Source organism: Micrococcus sp. FDAARGOS_333 (genome assembly GCF_002206575.2).
GTDB lineage: Bacteria > Actinomycetota > Actinomycetes > Actinomycetales > Micrococcaceae > Micrococcus > Micrococcus lylae.
The window spans coordinates 1327359-1345082 of record NZ_NJFJ02000001.1 but is presented as its reverse complement, the minus strand read 5'-3'; the positions used below and the strand labels follow the sequence as shown (position 1 = coordinate 1345082).

The 17724-nt window shown below is 71.3% G+C and carries 16 protein-coding genes; 8 read left to right on the top strand and 8 right to left on the bottom strand.

Annotated features, from left to right (window positions below; all coding sequences use genetic code 11):
- Positions 1 to 118: 118 nt before the first annotated feature.
- The 3 genes from CEQ11_RS06030 (at position 119) to CEQ11_RS13475 (ending at position 4817) form a co-directional block, all read left to right on the top strand.
- The gene (locus CEQ11_RS06030; RefSeq protein WP_088478054.1) at positions 119 to 3856 is read left to right on the top strand and encodes a multifunctional oxoglutarate decarboxylase/oxoglutarate dehydrogenase thiamine pyrophosphate-binding subunit/dihydrolipoyllysine-residue succinyltransferase subunit; all 3738 of its coding nucleotides are present in this window, start codon (positions 119 to 121) and stop codon (positions 3854 to 3856) included.
- Between the two features lie 107 nt (positions 3857 to 3963).
- Positions 3964 to 4569: a GDSL-type esterase/lipase family protein gene (locus CEQ11_RS06025; protein WP_067189128.1), complete on the top strand. Its 606-nt coding sequence runs from the start codon at positions 3964 to 3966 to the stop codon at positions 4567 to 4569.
- Between the two features lie 173 nt (positions 4570 to 4742).
- On the top strand, positions 4743 to 4817 hold the full coding sequence (locus tag CEQ11_RS13475; protein ID WP_102213400.1) for a 50S ribosomal protein bL37: 75 nt from the start codon (positions 4743 to 4745) through the stop codon (positions 4815 to 4817).
- A 190-nt stretch (positions 4818 to 5007) separates the two neighbouring features.
- On the opposite strand, the gene rsrA is transcribed toward CEQ11_RS13475, so the two are convergent.
- Entirely contained in the window at positions 5008 to 5274 is a 267-nt protein-coding gene (gene rsrA / locus CEQ11_RS06015; protein WP_067189127.1) for a mycothiol system anti-sigma-R factor, read from the bottom strand.
- Positions 5271 to 6023: a sigma-70 family RNA polymerase sigma factor gene (locus CEQ11_RS06010; RefSeq protein ID WP_082739582.1), complete on the bottom strand. Its 753-nt coding sequence runs from the start codon at positions 6021 to 6023 to the stop codon at positions 5271 to 5273. Before CEQ11_RS06010 ends, rsrA begins: the two co-directional genes overlap by 4 nt.
- Positions 6024 to 6212: 189 nt before the next feature.
- Here CEQ11_RS06010 and aroA point away from each other — a divergent pair, with 189 nt between their 5' ends.
- The 5 genes from aroA (at position 6213) to CEQ11_RS05985 (ending at position 10626) form a co-directional block, all read left to right on the top strand.
- Positions 6213 to 7649 (top strand): 3-phosphoshikimate 1-carboxyvinyltransferase, encoded by a 1437-nt coding sequence (gene aroA / locus CEQ11_RS06005; protein WP_082739568.1) that lies wholly within the window; start codon positions 6213 to 6215, stop codon positions 7647 to 7649.
- Positions 7650 to 8756 carry a ribosome small subunit-dependent GTPase A gene (gene rsgA, locus CEQ11_RS06000; protein WP_067189125.1) on the top strand — a complete coding sequence of 369 codons (1107 nt, stop codon included), beginning with the start codon at positions 7650 to 7652 and terminating at the stop codon, positions 8754 to 8756.
- Positions 8757 to 8841: 85 nt separating this feature from the next.
- Positions 8842 to 9687 (top strand): histidinol-phosphatase, encoded by an 846-nt coding sequence (gene hisN, locus CEQ11_RS05995; protein ID WP_083315373.1) that lies wholly within the window; start codon positions 8842 to 8844, stop codon positions 9685 to 9687.
- Positions 9680 to 10234 (top strand): hypothetical protein, encoded by a 555-nt coding sequence (locus tag CEQ11_RS05990; protein ID WP_070639849.1) that lies wholly within the window; start codon positions 9680 to 9682, stop codon positions 10232 to 10234. The genes hisN and CEQ11_RS05990 overlap by 8 nt, the downstream gene beginning before the upstream one ends.
- Positions 10231 to 10626, top strand: coding sequence for a CrcB family protein (locus CEQ11_RS05985; protein ID WP_067189118.1), 396 nt, complete (start codon positions 10231 to 10233; stop codon positions 10624 to 10626). The genes CEQ11_RS05990 and CEQ11_RS05985 overlap by 4 nt, the downstream gene beginning before the upstream one ends.
- Positions 10627 to 10656: 30 nt before the next feature.
- On the opposite strand, the gene CEQ11_RS05980 is transcribed toward CEQ11_RS05985, so the two are convergent.
- The 6 genes from CEQ11_RS05980 to CEQ11_RS05955 all read right to left on the bottom strand — a co-directional run bounded on the left by CEQ11_RS05980 (position 10657) and on the right by CEQ11_RS05955 (position 17684).
- On the bottom strand, positions 10657 to 12054 hold the full coding sequence (locus CEQ11_RS05980; protein WP_067189110.1) for a sodium/glutamate symporter: 1398 nt from the start codon (positions 12052 to 12054) through the stop codon (positions 10657 to 10659).
- A gap of 162 nt (positions 12055 to 12216) precedes the next feature.
- On the bottom strand, positions 12217 to 13767 hold the full coding sequence (locus CEQ11_RS05975; protein ID WP_070639852.1) for a tripartite tricarboxylate transporter permease: 1551 nt from the start codon (positions 13765 to 13767) through the stop codon (positions 12217 to 12219).
- Positions 13767 to 14375: a tripartite tricarboxylate transporter TctB family protein gene (locus tag CEQ11_RS05970; protein ID WP_227718759.1), complete on the bottom strand. Its 609-nt coding sequence runs from the start codon at positions 14373 to 14375 to the stop codon at positions 13767 to 13769. Before CEQ11_RS05970 ends, CEQ11_RS05975 begins: the two co-directional genes overlap by 1 nt.
- The gene (locus CEQ11_RS05965; protein WP_102957495.1) at positions 14372 to 15409 is read right to left on the bottom strand and encodes a tripartite tricarboxylate transporter substrate binding protein; all 1038 of its coding nucleotides are present in this window, start codon (positions 15407 to 15409) and stop codon (positions 14372 to 14374) included. The genes CEQ11_RS05970 and CEQ11_RS05965 overlap by 4 nt, the downstream gene beginning before the upstream one ends.
- A 122-nt stretch (positions 15410 to 15531) precedes the next feature.
- Positions 15532 to 16608 carry a 2,3-butanediol dehydrogenase gene (locus CEQ11_RS05960; protein ID WP_088478930.1) on the bottom strand — a complete coding sequence of 359 codons (1077 nt, stop codon included), beginning with the start codon at positions 16606 to 16608 and terminating at the stop codon, positions 15532 to 15534.
- Between the two features lie 104 nt (positions 16609 to 16712).
- On the bottom strand, positions 16713 to 17684 hold the full coding sequence (locus CEQ11_RS05955; RefSeq protein WP_227718758.1) for an aldo/keto reductase: 972 nt from the start codon (positions 17682 to 17684) through the stop codon (positions 16713 to 16715).
- Between the last annotated feature and the right edge of the window lie 40 nt (positions 17685 to 17724).

Here is a 17724-nt window from a genome sequence, read left to right as displayed (position 1 = left end):
GAGTGAGATCGCGGCCGCATGGCCGACCCCGCGGGGCCGACCGTGGACACGGTCGGCGCCTCCCGGCGCCGCTCCGTGCACCGCTGACCAAGCATCATCAGAGAAGAGGCGTTACACAGTGCCAGAGCTCACGACCGACCGACTCGCCGAAGAGTTCCCGGGCAACGAGAGGCTCGTCGCCGAGATCTACCGGAAGTACCAGTCGGATCCGACGTCCGTGGACTCCCAGTGGGCCCAGATCTTCGCACGGCTCGAGGCCACCCAGCCCTCAGCCGCGGAGAAGGAGGCGAAGCCGGCAGAGAAGAAGGCCGAGAAGCCCGCCGCGAAGAAGGAGGCCTCCCCCGCAGAGGACCCGGGCAAGAAGGCCCCGGAGAAGTCCTCCTCCGCAGCGGCCACGCCCGCCGCGAAGAAGTCGGCCTCCGGCGTGAAGAAGTCCTCCTCCACCTCCAAGGCCGTGCCGTCCGAGCCGACCGCGTCCGAGAAGTCCGCTGAGGAGAAGCAGGAGAAGGCCACCGTCCTCAAGGGCATGGCCAAGGCCGTCGCCTCCAACATGGACGCCTCCCTGTCCATGCCGACCGCCACCACCGTCCGCGACCTGCCGGCCAAGCTGCTGATCGACAACCGCGTGGTCATCAACAGCCACCTGGCCCGTTCCCGCGGCGGCAAGGTCTCCTTCACCCACCTCATCGGCTATGCCGTGGTCAAGGCCCTCGGGCAGATGCCGTCCATGAACGTCACCTACGAAGAGCGGGACGGCAAGCCCACCATGGTGGAGCCGCCCCACGTGAACTTCGGCATCGCCATCGACCTGCCGAAGCCGGACGGCACCCGCTCCCTCGTGGTGCCGAACATCAAGGCCGCCGAGACCATGAACTTCCTCGAGTTCTGGAACGCCTACGACGACCTGGTGAAGCGCGGCCGCGCCAACAAGCTCACCATGGACGACTACGCCGGCACCACGGTCTCCCTGACCAACCCGGGCGGCATCGGCACCGTGCACTCCGTGCCGCGCCTGTCCAAGGGTCAGGCCGCCATCATCGGCGTCGGCGCCCTCACCTACCCCGCCGCCTTCCAGGGCGCCTCGGAGTCCACCCTCAACGACCTGGCCGTCTCCAAGACGATCACCCTGACCTCGACCTACGACCACCGTGTCATCCAGGGCGCCGGGTCGGGCGAGTTCCTCAAGATCGTCCACGGCCTGCTGCTCGGCGAGCAGGACTTCTACGACGACCTCTTCGAAGACCTGCGCATCCCCTACGAGCCCGTCCGCTGGGCCCAGGACATGCAGGTCAACCCGGAGGAGCAGGTGGGCAAGGTCGCCCGCGTGCAGCAGCTCATCCACGCCTACCGCGACCGCGGCCACCTCATGGCGGACGTGGACCCGCTCGAGTACACGATGCGCTCCCACCCGGACCTCGACGTCCTCGAGCACGGCCTGACCCTGTGGGACCTGGACCGCGAGTGGCCCACCGGCGGCTTCGGCGGCAAGTCCGTCCTGTCCCTGCGCAACATCCTCGGCGTGCTGCGCGACGCCTACTGCCGCACCATCGGCGTGGAGTACATGCACATCCAGGACCCGTCCGAGCGCGCCTGGTTCCAGGACAAGCTGGAGCGCCCGTACGCCAAGCCCACGCGTGAGGAGCAGCTGCGCATCCTCGGCCGCCTCAACGCCGCCGAGGCGTTCGAGACCTTCCTGCAGACGAAGTACATCGGCCAGAAGCGCTTCTCCCTCGAGGGCGGCGAGTCCCTGATCCCGCTGCTGGACGGCGTGCTCTCCGAAGCAGCCGACTCCGGCCTGGACGAGGTCACCATCGGCATGGCCCACCGTGGCCGCCTCAACGTGCTGACCAACATCGCCGGCAAGACCTACGCCCAGGTCTTCCGCGAGTTCGAGGGCGCCACCCCGGGCGGCGCCTCCGGCTCCGGCGACGTGAAGTACCACATGGGCACCGAGGGCACCTTCGTGTCCGACGCCGGCAACCGCACCAAGGTGTACCTGGCCGCGAACCCGTCCCACCTGGAGGCCGTGAACCCGGTCCTGGAGGGTGTGGCCCGCGCGAAGCAGGACCGCCTCAACCGCGGCTCCGAGAGCCCGGACTCCTTCTCCGTGCTCCCGATCCTGGTGCACGGCGACGCCGCGTTCGCGGGCCAGGGCGTGGTGGGCGAGACCCTCGGCCTGTCCCAGCTGCGCGGCTACCGCACCGGCGGCACCGTGCACGTGATCGTGAACAACCAGGTGGGCTTCACCACCCCGCCGTCCCAGGCCCGCTCCTCGGTGTACGCCACGGACGTGGCCAAGACGATCCAGGCGCCGATCTTCCACGTGAACGGTGACGAGCCGGAGTCCGTGGTCCACGTGGCCCGCCTGGCGTTCGAGTACCGCCAGCGGTTCCACAAGGACGTGGTCATCGACCTCATCTGCTACCGCCGCCGCGGTCACAACGAGGGCGACGACCCGTCGATGACGCAGCCGCGCATGTACAACCTGATCGAGAAGAAGCGCTCGACCCGCAAGCTGTACGTGGAGTCCCTGGTGGGCCGCGGCGACATCACCCAGGAGGAGGCCGACTCGGCGCTGAAGGACTACCAGCAGCGCCTGGAGCAGGCCTTCGCCGAGACCCACGCCGTGCACACCGGTGCCATCCCGGTGGTCGGCACGGGCATCGAGCCGGCCGGTGAGAAGGACCGGCTGCCGCAGGCCCCGGAGGGCACCGCGATCTCCGCGGAGCTGCTGCGCGAGATCGGCGAGGCCCACCTGGCCACCCCGGAGGGGTTCACCGTGCACCCGAAGCTCACCTCCCTGCTGGAGAAGCGCGCCAAGATGGCCGTGGACGGCGGCATCGACTGGGGCTTCGCCGAGCTGGCCGCCTTCGGCTCGCTGCTGAAGGAGGGCGTGTCCGTGCGCCTGGCAGGCCAGGACTCGCAGCGCGGCACCTTCACCCAGCGCCACTCGGTCTTCCATGACCGCGCCACCGACGACGAGTGGACCCCGCTCAAGGACCTCGCCAGCGGCGGTGCCAAGTTCTGGGTCTACAACTCGCTGCTGTCCGAGTACGCCGCCCTCGGCTTCGAGTACGGCTACTCCGTGGAGCGCTCCGACGCGCTCGTGCTCTGGGAGGCCCAGTTCGGCGACTTCGTCAACGGCGCCCAGACGATCATCGACGAGTTCATCTCCTCCGCCGAGCAGAAGTGGTCCCAGACCTCGTCGATCGTGCTGCTGTTGCCGCACGGCTACGAGGGCCAGGGCCCGGACCACTCTTCCGCCCGCATCGAGCGCTTCCTGCAGATGTGCGCGGAGGACAACATGCGCGTGGTGAACCCGTCCACCGGTGCGAACCACTTCCACGCGCTGCGGGAGCAGGCATACGCCCGCCCGCGCAAGCCGCTGATCGTGTTCAGCCCGAAGCAGCTGCTGCGCCTGAAGGCCGCCGCCTGCTCCGTGGAGGACTTCACCGAGGGCCGCTTCCAGGCGGTCATCCCGGACGCGTCCGTGAAGGCGGAGAACGTCCGGCGTGTCGTCCTCGTCTCCGGCCGCCTGTACTACGACCTCGTCGCGCGCCGCGCGAAGGAGGGCGACGAGTCCACGGCGATCGTGCGCGTCGAGCAGCTGTACCCGCTGCCGGCCGAGGAGATCAAGGAGCAGCTCGCCCAGTACCCGGACGCCGAGGTCGTCTGGGCGCAGGACGAGCCGGCCAACCAGGGTCCGTGGCCGTTCATGGCCCTGAACCTGGTGCCTCAACTGGACCGTGAGGTCACCCTCGCGTCCCGCCCGGCGCTGGCCGCGACCTCCGCCGGCACCAAGGGCCGCCACGACGAGGAGGCCGAGGTCCTGCAGAAGGCCGTCTTCGGCCTCTGACCCGCTCCATGTGAGTGCCGCGGTCCGGCTCCGTTCCCACGGGGCCGGACCGCGGCACAGCCGGACAGACACCCGTACACCGCTTCAGAACGAGAAGGAGTCCCCCAGTGGACACTCGCCAGATCCGCATCGCCGCCGTCGGCGACCAGCTCCTGGCCGGCGCCGGAGACCCCCGTGCGATCGGCTGGTGGGGACGCGTCCTGGCCCGCACCAGCGCCCCGGACGTGAGCCTGGAGAACTATGTGCTGGCCGTGCCGCACGAGACCACCGAGCAGCTCAACGAGCGCTGGTGGACCGAGACCTCGCGCCGCTTCGACGACACCACCGAGAACCGTCTCGTGGTGGCCCTGTCCGACGCTGACCTGGACTTGGACGCCTCGTCCACGGCCCGGTCCCGCCTGAACCTGGCCAACATCCTGGACTCGGCGGCGCAGAAGGACATCCGCACTCTGGTGGTGGGTCCGACCCCGTCGCTGGACGAGGAGCGCAACCGGCGCCTGGCCGAGCTGAACGCCGCCTACGCGGACGTCGCGGACCGCCGTCACGCGGTCTACGTGGACACCTTCACCCCGCTGGTGTCCCACGAGCAGTGGCGCTCGGACCTGGCCGCCGGCCAGGGCCGCCCGGGCCAGGCCGGCCACGGCCTGATCGCCTGGCTGGTGCTGCACCGCGGCTGGTACCAGTGGCTCGGCGTCCCGGAGCCGACCGCCTGATCCTGTGCCCTCGGCCGGCCCCGGCCGGAGGATCACGACGACGGCCGCCCCCTTCACGGGGTGCGTGACGTCCCGACAGCCCGCACCGTGACAGGTGCGCGTTCCTCCCGCCCGGCGACCCCGCCGTGGTGTGGAAGAATGGTGAAGTTCGCAACTGAGAAGGAGGTGCGCAGATGAGCAAGCGTGCCCGCAAGCGCCGCGACCGCCGCAAGTCCGGCGCGAACCACGGCAAGCGTCCCAACGCCTGAAGCCAGGCGCTGGGGTGACCGTTGAGGTTCCCACAGACGGCGAGGGCCCTCACCCGCTCGGGTGAGGGCCCTCGTTCCGCCTCATCGACTGGTGAGGACACACCGTCAAGGCGCCCCGGAACGGGCCGGTGACGGTGTGTTCTCACCAGTAGGCGGCGGGGACAGGCTTCTGGCGCAGTGACCGGCGCTCTCACCCATAGCGGGTGACGCGGATCTGGGTCATGCGCATGCGTATGGTGGCCCGCAGCTGCTCGGGCGCCTTCTCCTGGCAGCAGCGGCGCACCTCGGAGCGGATCAGCTGCTCGAACGCGGCCTGCTCATGACAGTCCGGGCAGTCTTGAAGGTGTCGACGCATGGCCTCGATGTCCTCGTCGGTGAGGGCGCCGTCCAGGTATTCGTAGAGCCGCTCCAGGTGGCCTTCGCCGAAGGCCCCGCAGCATCCGTCGTGGCGGTTCATCGCGTCGCCTCCTTCTGTGCGGCGGTGGTCTTCTTCCGGCTCTTGCCGGGGGTGGTGGTGACGTCCATGCCGCGTCCGGCGGCATACTCGGACAGCGCCTCCCGCAGCTGCTTGCGGCCGCGGTGCAGGCGGGACATGACGGTGCCGATCGGGACGTCGAGGATCTCGGCGATCTCCTTGTAGGCGTAGCCCTCCACGTCCGCGAAGTAGACCGCGAGGCGGAAGTCCTCCGGGATGGACTGCAGGGCGGCCTTGACCTCGGAGTCCGGCAGACGGTCGAGGGCCTCGGTCTCGGCCGAGCGCAGACCCGTGGAGGTGTGCTCGGCGGCGCGGGCCATCTGCCAGTCCTCCACCGTGTCCGTCTGGGCCTGCTGGGGCTCGCGCTGACGCTTGCGGTAGAGGTTGATGTACGTGTTCGTCAGGATCCGGTACAGCCAGGCCTTGAGGTTGGTGCCGGGACGGTACTGGTGGAAGGACGAGTACGCCTTCGTGTACGCCTCCTGGACGAGGTCCTCGGCGTCCTGGGGGTTGCGGGTCATGCGCAGCGCGGCGGAGTAGAGCTGGTCCACGAACTCGAGGGCGTCGCGCTCGAAACGGGCGCGGCGGTCCGTCTCGGTCTCTGCGGCCACGTCGATGTCCGCCGTGTCGTGCTCCGGCGCGTTCTCCGGGCGGGCGTATGCGGCCGGCGTCTCGTCGTGGGCCGGAGCCTGGGGGCGGCCGTCCTCGGCCGCGGAGATGTGATCGGTCATCACCGGCCAGTCTACGGCGGCCGGCCGCGGCGGTGCGATGGTGGGCGTCATCGGCGCGACCTCCTTCCTCGCGGGCCCGCCGGATCGGCGGAACGTGCGCGTCGTCAGTGTCTGAAGCGTCCCCACAGGCGCCGCTATTCCCCGGCCCTGCCCTGCCTTCCCCCACGCCGCCTCGGTAGGCTGGAGCCCGTGCCCGACTCACCGCAGACCTCCCCTTCCGCCCCCTGCCCCGCCCCGCCCCCTGCCGCCGCAGGCGCCGGGCCCTGGCCGGACCTGTGGCCGGCACCGCACGCGACCGGCCCGGTGGAGGGCACCGTGGAGCTGCCCGGCTCGAAGTCCCTGACCAACCGCTGGCTGGTGCTCGCCGCGCTCGCCTCCGGGCCCTGCACGCTGCACGGGGTGCTGCGCAGCCGGGACACGGACCTGATGCGTACCGCGCTCACCGCCCTCGGCGCCGGGTTCTCGGACGGCGCGGACGGCGCCCTGCACATCACTCCCCTGCCGGTCGGCGAGCCGCTCCCGGCGCCCGTGGAGGTCGACTGCGGCCTGGCCGGCACCGTCATGCGCTTCCTGCCGCTGGTGGCTGCCCTGCGCCCGGGCACCGTCCGCCTGGACGGGGACCCCGGCGCCCGCGTCCGCCCCATGGGCGCCACGGTCGAGGCCCTGCGGAGCCTGGGCGTGCAGGTCACGGAGGAGGGCGAGCCCGGCCGTCTCCCGCTGACCCTCGCCGTTCCCGAGGGCCTATCCGTCCTTCCCGACGACGGCCCCCGGCTCCTCGAACTGGACGCCTCCGAGTCCTCCCAGTTCCTCTCCGCGGCGCTGCTCAGCGCGTGCGCCCACCCGGGCGGCCTGACGATCCGCCACACCGGGGCCGCCGTGCCGAGCCCGGAGCACGTCGGCATGACGCTGGCGGCACTGCGGGAGGTCGGCGTGGACGCCTCGGCCGTGGACGAGCGCACCTTCACCGTGCCGGGCGTCCGCCCGCACCCGTTCACCATGACCGTGGAGCCGGACCTGTCCAACGCCGGCCCGTTCCTGGCCGCCGCCGCGGTCACCGGCGGCACCGTGCGCGTTCCCCGCTGGCCCGCGCAGACCACACAGATCGGCGAGCGCTGGCGGCGCATCCTGCCGGCCTTCGGCGCCCAGGTCTGTCTCACCCCGGACGCCGAGGACCCCACGCACGGCATCCTTCAGGTCCGCGGCGGCCGCGACGCGGACGGCGACCCGGTCGTCTGCGGTGCCGGCGAGGTGCCGGACACCGCCGAGCTCGCCCCCACCGTCGCCGCCCTGGCGCTGCTCGCCGAGGGCCCGACGCAGCTCACCCGCATCGGCCACCTGCGCGGGCACGAGACCGACCGCCTGGCCGCCCTGACCGCCGAGGCCGCCCGCTTCGGCGTCCACGTGAGTCAGGGCGCCGACCGCCTGGACTTCCCGGGGAGCGGTGCCGCCGGGGACCTGACGCCGGCGGAGGCACGGACCTACCACGACCATCGGATGGCCACGTTCGCGGCCGTCGTCGGGCTGGCGGTGCCCGGCACCACGGTGAGGGACGTGGGGACGACCGCAAAGACCATGCCGGACTTCCCGGCGATGTGGGAGGCGCTGGTGCGCGGGGAGGAGACCTGAGTGGGCCGCCGAGTGGACCCGAACGCCTGGGACGAGTCGGATGTGCGCGTGCGTCCGAACAAGAGGGGCTCGCGGCCGCGCACCAAACAGCGGCCGAAGCACGAGGACGCGCGGATCGCCATGGTGACCACGGTGGACCGCGGCCGGTACACCGTCTTCCTGGACGGCCAGGACGCTCCGGTGACCGCGATGCGCGCCCGTGAGCTGCGCCGGAACCCGATCGCCACGGGCGACCGGGTGGCGGTGGTCGGGGACCTGTCCGGGCGTCCGGGGACGCTGGCGCGGATCGTGCGCATCGAGGAGCGCACGACCGTGCTGCGGCGCTCCGCGGACGACTCGGACGCCGTCGAGCGCGTGGTGGTGGCCAACGCGGACATCCTGGTGATCATGGTGGCCGCGGCGAACCCGGAGCCGCGCACCGGCTTCATCGACCGTGCACTGGTGGCCTGCTACGACGCCGGCATCCACCCGCTGCTGCTGATCACCAAGACGGACCTGAAGGACCCGGCGGACCTGATCCGCCACTACGAGGACCTGGACCTGGAGGTCATGACCTCCGGCGCCTCCGCATTCGAGCAGCAGACCGGGGACACGGACCTGGACGCCTCACTGGTGGAGCGGGTGGCCGAGCGGCTGCGCGGGCACACCGCCGCCTTCGTGGGTCCCTCCGGCGTGGGCAAGTCCACCCTGCTCAACGCGCTGACCGGCGCGGACCGGGCCACCGGGCACGTCAACGCCGTCACCGGGCGCGGCCGCCACACCTCCTCCTCCGCGCTGGCCGTGCCCCTGCCGGACGCCGCGGGGAACCCCGTGCCGCACACCTGGGTGGTGGACACCCCCGGCATCCGTTCCTTCGGCCTGGGCTGGGTGGAGCCGGACCGCGTGGTGGAGGCCTTCGACGACCTCTCCGGCGCCCTGGCCGACTGCCAGCCCGGCTGCACCCACCTGAGGGACGACGGGGACTGCGGCCTGGACCCCTGGGTCCGTGCCGGGAAGGCCGGTGCCGCCGGCGCCCACCGTCTGGAGTCCCTGCGCCGCCTGCTGGCCAACCGCGCCGGCGCCGCAGAGCCGGGTTCGGAGTCCTCGGAGGCGCCCCAGGAAAGCTGAGCCGCGGCATCCCGCGCCGTGGACGCCCTGAGGATCGGCGGCTCCTTCTGCCCCGCGGCGGACCGGACAGGATAGCGTGGGGCCCATGGAGAGCACCGGAGCCGAGACCACCGCCCCCGCCGCCCGTGCCCCGCGGGAGCACAAGGACCACACCGAAGACCTGCGCCTGGCCCACATGCTCGCGGACAACGTGGACTCCCTCACCATGTCCCGTTTCAGGGCGCTGGACCTGGACGTCTCCACGAAGCCGGACCTGACGCCGGTCTCGGACGCGGACACCGCCGCCGAGGAGGCCATCCGCTCCGCCCTGTCCCGCGCCCGTGCCCGCGACGGCATCCTGGGCGAGGAGTTCGGCGAGACCGAGGGCCGGGACGGCCGCACCTGGGTGATCGACCCCATCGACGGCACCAAGAACTTCGTGCGCGGCGTCCCCGTGTGGGCCACCCTGGTCGCGCTGCTGGAGGACGGCGAGCCGGTGCTCGGCGTGGTCTCCGCCCCGGCCCTGCACCGCCGCTGGTGGGCCGCGAACGGGCAGGGCGCCTTCGCAGGCACCTCCCTGACCCGCGCCGAGCGCATCCACGTCTCCGGCGTCTCCGAGCTCTCGGACGCCTCGCTGTCCTTCTCCTCCCTGGAGGGCTGGCGCGAGCGCGGCCAGATCCGCCCGTTCCTGGAGCTGACCTCGGACGTGTGGCGGGTGCGCGCCTTCGGCGACTTCTGGTCCTACATGCTGCTGGCCGAGGGCGCCGTGGACATCGCCTGCGAGCCGGAGCTGGCCCTGCATGACATGGCCGCCCTGGTGCCGATCGTCCGCGAGGCCGGCGGCCGCTTCACCTCCCTGGACGGCCAGGAGGGTCCCTTCGGCGGCAACGCCCTGGCCACCAACGGCCACCTCCACGAGGAGGTCCTCGGCCGCCTGCGCGCCGATGGCTGAGCCGGCCCGCCCGGGCGCCTCCGGCTCGGGCTCCGCCTCCTCCTTCCCGACGACGGCCCCGCGCCGCCGCCTGCCCGGTCCCCTCTTGCTGTGGGTGGGCCTCGGCGGCGCCGTGGGCGTGCTGCTCAACGCCGGCACCCACGCGCTGCTGGACGGCCCGGGTCTGGCCCTGTTCGGCCCCGCGGCGGGGAGCACCCCCGCCATGGTGGTGGCCAACCTGCTCGGCGCGTTCCTGCTCGGCCTGCTCAACGGCCGGGCACGGACGTCCCGGGCGCCGTGGGACGAACGGGTGACCGCTGCCCTGGGCACCGGGGTGCTGGGCGCCTACACCTCCTTCAGCGCGCTGGCGGCGCTGCTGGGCACCCCTGTCACCGCAGCGCTGTCCGCGCCGGGCACGGCGTCCGCCGAGCGGATCCTCGGCGGTCTCGGCGCCGGGCTGCTGCTGGTGGCTGCGGTCGCCGCCGCCGGCACGCTGTGCGCCTGGGCGGGGCTTCGTGCCGGGTCCCGTTCGGGGGCTGCGGACCCGGCGCGGGAGGCCGCACGATGACCCTGCTGGACTCCCCCGCCCTGCTGCCGGCCACGGCCCTGGCCGGCGCGTGCGGCGCCATGCTCCGCTTCGCCCTGGACCGGTGGCTGTCCCCGCGGGGTGTCCTCGCCGCCAATGTGCTCGCCGCGCTGGTACTCGGCGCGGCCGTGCCGCTGCTCTCGGCCCTGCCGCACGCGCCGTTCACGCTCCCGGTCGCCGCGACGTTCGCGCTGGCCCTGGGCACCTTCTCCACGCTGGCTCTGCAGGCGGTGGACGCCGCCGCGGATGCCGGCACCCGCAAGGCCGCTCTGGCCCGTGCCGCGCGAATCTGGGCGCTGCACCTGGGCCTGGGCGTTGTCGCCTTCGTCGTCGGGTTCTGGGTGGGCGCCTGGGCCCTTGAGCCGCCCCTCTGAACCGGCCCGCGGGGACGGCCCTCGGGACGGTCAGACTCGGGCGGCGGTGGCCGGACCCGTGCGTTGCTCGGCCGGGCCGCCCTGCCGCACCATCACCACCGCGCCGAGGACGGCGATGACGCCCCAGATCGCCACGACCGCCCAGGGCGCTCCGGCGACGATCAGCAGGGGCGCGACCGCCACCGCGGCGCCCTCCACCGGGATCAGCGGCATGTAGGCGTAGCCGAAGTCCTCCACGGTCCCGGACTCGAGCTCCGGGTCCACGATGCGCAGCAGGGCGATGCCGGTGGCCACGGAGCCGGTGGCCCAGCCCCAGGTGAAGATCTGCTTCTCGAACCAGCTCTCGCCCAGGTACCGCGGGGCCACCACGAGCCCGAGGAACAGGCAGAACGCCAGGCCGAGGACGAACAGCAGGACCAGCTCCGTGAGATGGTCCGCCACGAACGCCGGCTCGATGGACACGATGCCGCAGACGATCAGCAGATCCGAGGCCATCCCGGACAGGGACTTCAAGGTCTTCGGGTCCATCACGCGGACGGCGCCGCTGCGGACCACGCACCACCGCACCACGATGCCCGCCAGGAAGGCGCTGGCGAACAGCGGCAGCGCGAAGTCGCCGAGCAGGTCTGCGGTGGTGGTCATGAAGAGCCAGCCGAGGGCGAGGACGACGCCGACCAGGGCGACGTGCAGGGTGAGGGTCTCCAGGGACGAGCCGGACATGGTGTGGCGGGCCGCGACCGGGCGGTCGTCGTGCTCCAGCACGCCCGTGCGGACCGACGGGGTGAACGCGTCGGCGGTGTTGAACGCCCGGGTGTGGCCGCGGACGGAGCCGATCTTGGCCAGGACCACGCCGCCGGTGATCCCGGAGAGCATGCCCACGGTGGCCGAGGTGAAGGCGATGGATGTGATTTCCGGGTGTCCGGCGCCGGCGAAGACGTCGCCGAGGGCGGCGGACGTGCCGAACCCGCCGGACCAGGAGGCGAACAGCACCATGCCGATGCCGTCCGAGGTGCCCATCGCAGGGCCCAGCAGGAGCAGCACGAACAGCATGCCGACGACCACCTGCCCGGCGGACATGAGCACCCCGTACCCGGCGAACCCGGCCAGCGGGCCGTTCATCCTCGTGAAGGAGAAGGACTGGGACAGCGCCATGCAGGCGAACACCACGGCGATGAGGAGGGTGGTGTAGGAGCCGATGTACGCGGAGAACGGCAGGCCGGTGAACGTCCAGCCGCCGACGCCCAGGCCCCACGTGCCCGCCACCTGGGGGCTGAGGAGGAACCCCAGCAGCCCGGCGATCACCGGGGCCGGCATCACGAGCCACTGGAAGAAGCGGACCTTGGCCCGCAGCACGACGGCGACGAGCAGCAGGATGCCGATCAGCCCGACGTCGCCGATGAGGGTCTCACGAAACAGTGCAGCATCCATGCCAGGAGCCTTTCCACGCCGGGGGCACCCCGGTGGCGGCCCTCCGGCAGGACTCTACCGGTGCCAGGGCACGACGACGGCCCCTCGCCTCCGCCTGCCGGCCCACCGCGGAGGGTGGGCCGGCAGGGCCGGGTGAGGGGCCGTCGTCGGGAAGGGGGGCGGTCAGCGTCCGGCCGGAACCTCCTCGTGCTCGACGGCCGACCCGGCGGCCGTCTTCTCCGCGCGGGCGGCGCGGGCGCGGCCGACGATCGAGATGCCGATGGCCAGCGCAAGCAGCACGTAGACCGCGATCGTGATGCCGCTGTCGACGAAGACGGAGTAGTCGCCGCCGGAGGACATCAGGGCGTCGCGCAGCGAGGTCTCGGCGAGCGGGCCGAGGACCATGCCGATCAGCAGCGGCGCCAGCGGCACCGAGTAGCGGCGCATCAGGAATCCGAGGAAGCCCAGGCCGGTCAGCAGGAACAGGTCGAACGTGGACGCCGACGTGGCGTAGACGCCCAGGCCGCAGAACACCGCGATGCCGCCGAACAGGTACGGCTTCGGGATCAGCAGCAGCTTGGCCCACAGCGGGGCGAACGGCAGGTTCAGCACCAGCAGCACGATCATCGCGATGAAGAACGAGGCCAGCAGGCCCCAGACCAGGTCCGGCGCACGCTCGAACAGCAGCGGGCCCGGCTGCAGACCGTACTGCTGGAAGGCGGCCAGCATGATCGCCGCGGTGGCCGAGACCGGCAGTCCCAGGGCGAGCAGGGCCCCCATGGCGGTGCCGGTGGTCGCGTTGCCGGCGGCTTCGGGGGCGGCCAGGCCCCGGATCGCGCCCTTGCCGAACATCGGGGTCGTGCGGCGCTTGTCCAGGTTCTTCTCCACGCCGTACGCGATGAACGTGGGCACGTCCGCTCCGCCCACCGGGACCACGCCGAACGGCAGGCCGATGCCCGTGCCGCGCAGCCAGGCCGGCAGCGCCTCGCGGAACTCGGCGCCGGACAGGAACGGCCGACCGGCGGACGGGATCGAGCGGGCGGCGGGGTCGCGACGGATGCGGGAGGCCACGTGGAAGACCTCGCCGAGGGCCAGCAGCGCGACGGTGACGGTCACCAGGGAGACGCCGTCGAACAGCTGCGGCACGCCCAGGGAGAAGCGTTCCGCGCCGGAGACCGAGTCGATGCCGACCGTGGCGATGCCCAGGCCCAGCACGAGGGCCAGCAGGCCCTTCAGGACGTCGTCCGCCACCACCGAGGAGGTCGCCACGAAGGCGAACAGGGCCAGCGCGAAGTACTCGGCCGGGCCGAAGTTCGCGGACAGGTCCGCCAGCGCCGGGGCCAGGAAGACCACCAGCACACAGGAGACCATGCCACCGATGAACGCACCGATCGCCGCGGTGGCCAACGCCTGCGGGGCGCGGCCGGCACGGGCCATCTTGTGCCCCTCGAAGGTGGAGGCGATCGCCGAGGCCTGGCCCGGGGTGTTCATGAGGATGGCCATGGTCGAGTCGCCGAACAGGCCGCCGAAGTAGACGCCGGCGAACATGATGAACGCGGCGGTCGGGTCCAGGGCGAACGTCATCGGCAACAGCAGCGCCACGGCCATGGACGAGCCCAGGCCGGGCAGGACGCCCACCGCGGTGCCGAGGAGGCATCCGACGAGGACGAACACGAGGTTCATGGGGGTGAACGCGTGGGCGAAGCCCTCCATGAGCAGGGACAGTGCCTCCATCAGAAGCCACCTCCGATCAGGCCCGAGGGCAGGTTCAGGCCCAGGGCGACGCCGAAGGCCAGGTAGACGATCGAGGACACCGTCAACGCCACCACCACGTCACGCAGCGGGGTGCGGGAGTCCATGGCGCGGGCCACGCACCAGAACAGCAGGGCCGCCGCCAGGATCCAGCCGGCGAACTGCAGCAGTGCGGCGAAGGCCAGGAAGCCGCCGACGGCCCAGGCGACGCAGCGCCAGTCGGTGAACGTCGGATACTGCACGGCCGCGGCCTCCTCGGCGGCGCGGCGCTCCTCGTCCGAGACGTCGTCGTGCTCGCCGAAGGTCGCCGGCTCCGCCGGCTCCGGGGTCTTCAGGATCCGCAGCGCCAGCAGCACGGCGATCACGTAGCCGGCCACCAGCACGATGGTCGGGAAGAAGGTCGGACCCGGCGGGTCCGTGCCCTCCGGCACCTCCATGGTGAGCACGCCGATCAGCAGGTAGGTGCTGAAGACGGCGAGGATCAGCGGGACGACGAGTCCCGAGCGGCCGTGGCCGAAGCCTGCCGGCGGCTCGGGTGCGGTGCGCGCGGAGGCGGGTGCCTGCGCAGCGGTCTTCTGGTCGATGCTCACAGTCCCAGCTCCTTCACGAGCTCGCGGGCCTTGGCCTGGTCCTCCCGGATGAAGTCGATGAGCTCGGGGCCGGTGAGGAAGGAGTCCTCCCAGCGGTTGCGCTCCAGGGAGTCCTTCCAGGAGGCCGAGTCACGGGATTCCGTGACGATCTGCTCGAGGGAGGCGAACTCCTCGTCCGACACGCCCGGGGCGGCCACGATGCCGCGCCAGTTCACCAGGTCCACGGCGTAGCCGAGGTCCTTGAAGGTCGGCAGGTCCGGGTAGTCGTCGAAGCGCTCCGGAGCGGTGATGGCCAACCCCTTCACGCGACCGGCGTCGATCTGGTCGCCGACCTCGTTGAAGCCGGTCACCGCGATGTCCGCGGTGCCCGCCATCAGCGACTGCACCGACTCGCCGCCGCCGGCCTTCGGAATGAAGGTCAGGTCATTCGGGTCGATGCCCACGTCGATGGCCAGCTGGGCGATCACCAGGTGGTCGATGGACCCGACGGAGCCGCCGGTCCACACCATGCCCTTCGGGTCGGCCTTCCAGGCCTCGACGAACTCCTCCATGGTGTTCCACGGGGCGTCCGCCTTCACGATGAACGCGTTGTAGTCCTCCGCTATGCGGGCGATCGGGCGCACGTCCTCGAGCGTGTACTGGGAGTCGTTGGTGGCGATGCCGCCGGTCATGGCCGCACCGGTGGCCATGATCGTGTTCGCCTGACCGGACGTGGTGACGAAGTTGCTCAGCCCGATGGTGCCGCCGGCACCCGGGATGTTGACCACCTGCACGTTGTTCACGATGCCCTCGCTGCGCATGGCCTGCTGGCCCTCACGCGCAAAGGAGTCCCAGCCGCCGCCGACGCCGGCCGGGGCGATGTAGGTCAGGTTGGACCGCAGGTCGTCGTCCGTGCCCGCGGCACGGACGGAGAAGTAGGAGGCTGTCGCGATGGACACGATCGCGATGAGGGCGAAGGCAACGGTGCCGATGCCGATCGTGCGGTCCGGCGGGGCGGCGGCCTTCTCCCCCGCGTGACGGTGGGAGGGTGACATGGGGGGCTCCTGAAGTGCGAGTGACGCGTGGATTCCGTGACAGGCGTCACGGATCGGACGATCGTACTGCATCCAGGAGCCCCCGATCACCTCGGGACCGGATCAGAGGGGCCGAGTGGAGGTCACAGCCCCTTGCCCGAGGGCGAGACGAGGATCTTCACCGCGGTCTCGTTGCGGTGGATGAGGGTGTCGAAGCCCTCGTCCACCAGACCGTCCAGACCGATCTTGCCGGTGATGAACGGGGCGAGATCGATCTTGCCGGACTCCACGAGCTCGATGGTCGCCGGGTGATTGTTCACGTAGGCGATGGTGCCGCGCAGGTCGATCTCCTTCATCACGAGCTTGTGGATGTCGAAGTCCGAGCGCTGGCCCCAGATGGAGACGATGACGATCACGCCACGGGGCTTCACCGCGTCCATCAGCGTGTCGAGCACGACCTGGACGGAGGTGCACTCGAACGCGACGTCCGCTCCACGGCCGTCGGTCAGCTTCTTGACCTCCTCGACGACGTCGGTCTCCCGCGGGTCGAAGGTGTGGTCCGCGACGCCGGACTCGACCGCCTTCTTGCGGCGCAGCTGGGACAGCTCCGACATGACGACCGTGACGCCCTGGGCCTTCAGGACCGCCGCCGTGAGCAGGCCGATGGGGCCCGCGCCGCCGATCAGGGCGACGTCACCGGCCTTCACCCCGGAACGCTCGACGGCATGGAAGCCGACGGTCAGCGGCTCGATCAGCGCCGCCTGGTCCAGCGGCACGTCCTTCGAGATCCGATGCACCCAGCGGCGCTCCACGGCGACCTTCTCCCCCAGGCCGCCGCCGTGGCCGCCGAGGCCGATGAAGTTCATGTCCTGGGACAGGTGGTAGGTCTTCGACTCCGGCCCGGTGTCCACGTCCTCACGGATGATGTACGGCTCGATCACCACGTGGTCGCCGACCTCGAGGTCGGTGACGCCCTCGCCGAGCTCGGCGACGACGCCGGAGAACTCGTGGCCCATGGTGACCGGCGGCTCCTCCCCGGTGACCGGGTGGGGGTGGCCGGGCTGCGGGACGAAGATCGGGCCCTCGAGGTACTCGTGCAGGTCCGTGCCGCAGATGCCGCACCAGGCGACGTCCACCAGCACCTGCCCCGGGCCGGCGGTGGGGGTGTCGATCTCGTCGATGCGGATGTCCTTCTGTCCGTGGAAGCGAGCGGCGCGCATGGTGCTCATGGGGAACCTCCTGATCTGCTCTGACAACATGGGACACCACCATCATGCGCCTGGTGGGCCGGGGCGCGACACCTCTCGCCGCCCAGCACCGCATCTCAGGCGAAGATCGTCTCCAGGCGCTCGCGCACCTCGTCGGTCACCAGCTCGATCACGTCGAGGGCCTTGAGGTTCTCCTGGACCTGGTCCACGGTCGAGGCGCCGAGGATCACGGTGGAAACGTGCGGGTTGGACGCGGTCCAGGCCAGGGCCAGCTGGGCGGCGGTCACGTCGAGCTCCTTCGCCAGGTCCACGAGCTGACGGATCTTCGCGGTGATCTGCTCGTCGGCGATCGAGTCCTTCACGAAGTCGTAGCCCTTCAGAGCGCCGCGGGAGCCCTCCGGGATGCCGTCCACGTACTTGCCGGAGAGGATGCCGGAGGCCAGCGGGCTCCAGGTGGTCAGGCCGAGGCCGATGTCCTCGTAGAGGCGGGCGAACTCCTTCTCCACCTTGGTGCGGTGCAGCAGGTTGTACTGCGGCTGCTCCATGACGGGCTTGTGCAGGTGGTGGCGCTCGGCGATGTTCCAGGCGGCGCGGATCTCGTCCGCGCTCCACTCGGAGGTGCCCCAGTACAGGGCCTTGCCCTGGCTGATCATGTCGCTCATGGCCCAGACGGTCTCCTCGATCGGAGTGTTCGGGTCCGGGCGGTGGCAGAACACGAGGTCCACGAAGTCCAGGCCGAGACGCTCGAGGGAGCCGTCGATGCCCTGCATCAAGTACTTGCGGTTCAGGGTGTTCTTCATGTTCACCACACCGTCATGGATGCCCCAGAACAGCTTGGTGGAGACGACGTACTCGTGGCGCTGCCAGCCGAGCTCGGACAGGGCGCGGCCCATGATGGTCTCCGACTCGCCGCCGGCGTAGACCTCCGCGTTGTCGAAGAAGTTGACGCCGCCCTCCTTGGCGGCGGCCATCTGGTCCCTGGCCAGTCCCACGTCGACCTGGGTGCCGAAGGTCACCCAGGAGCCGAAGCTGAACTGGGAGACCTGGAGGCCGGAGGAACCGAGACGGTTGTAGATCATGTCGCTCATGGCTCCACGCTACTACCGACGCCTGCACAGTTCAGAGCCC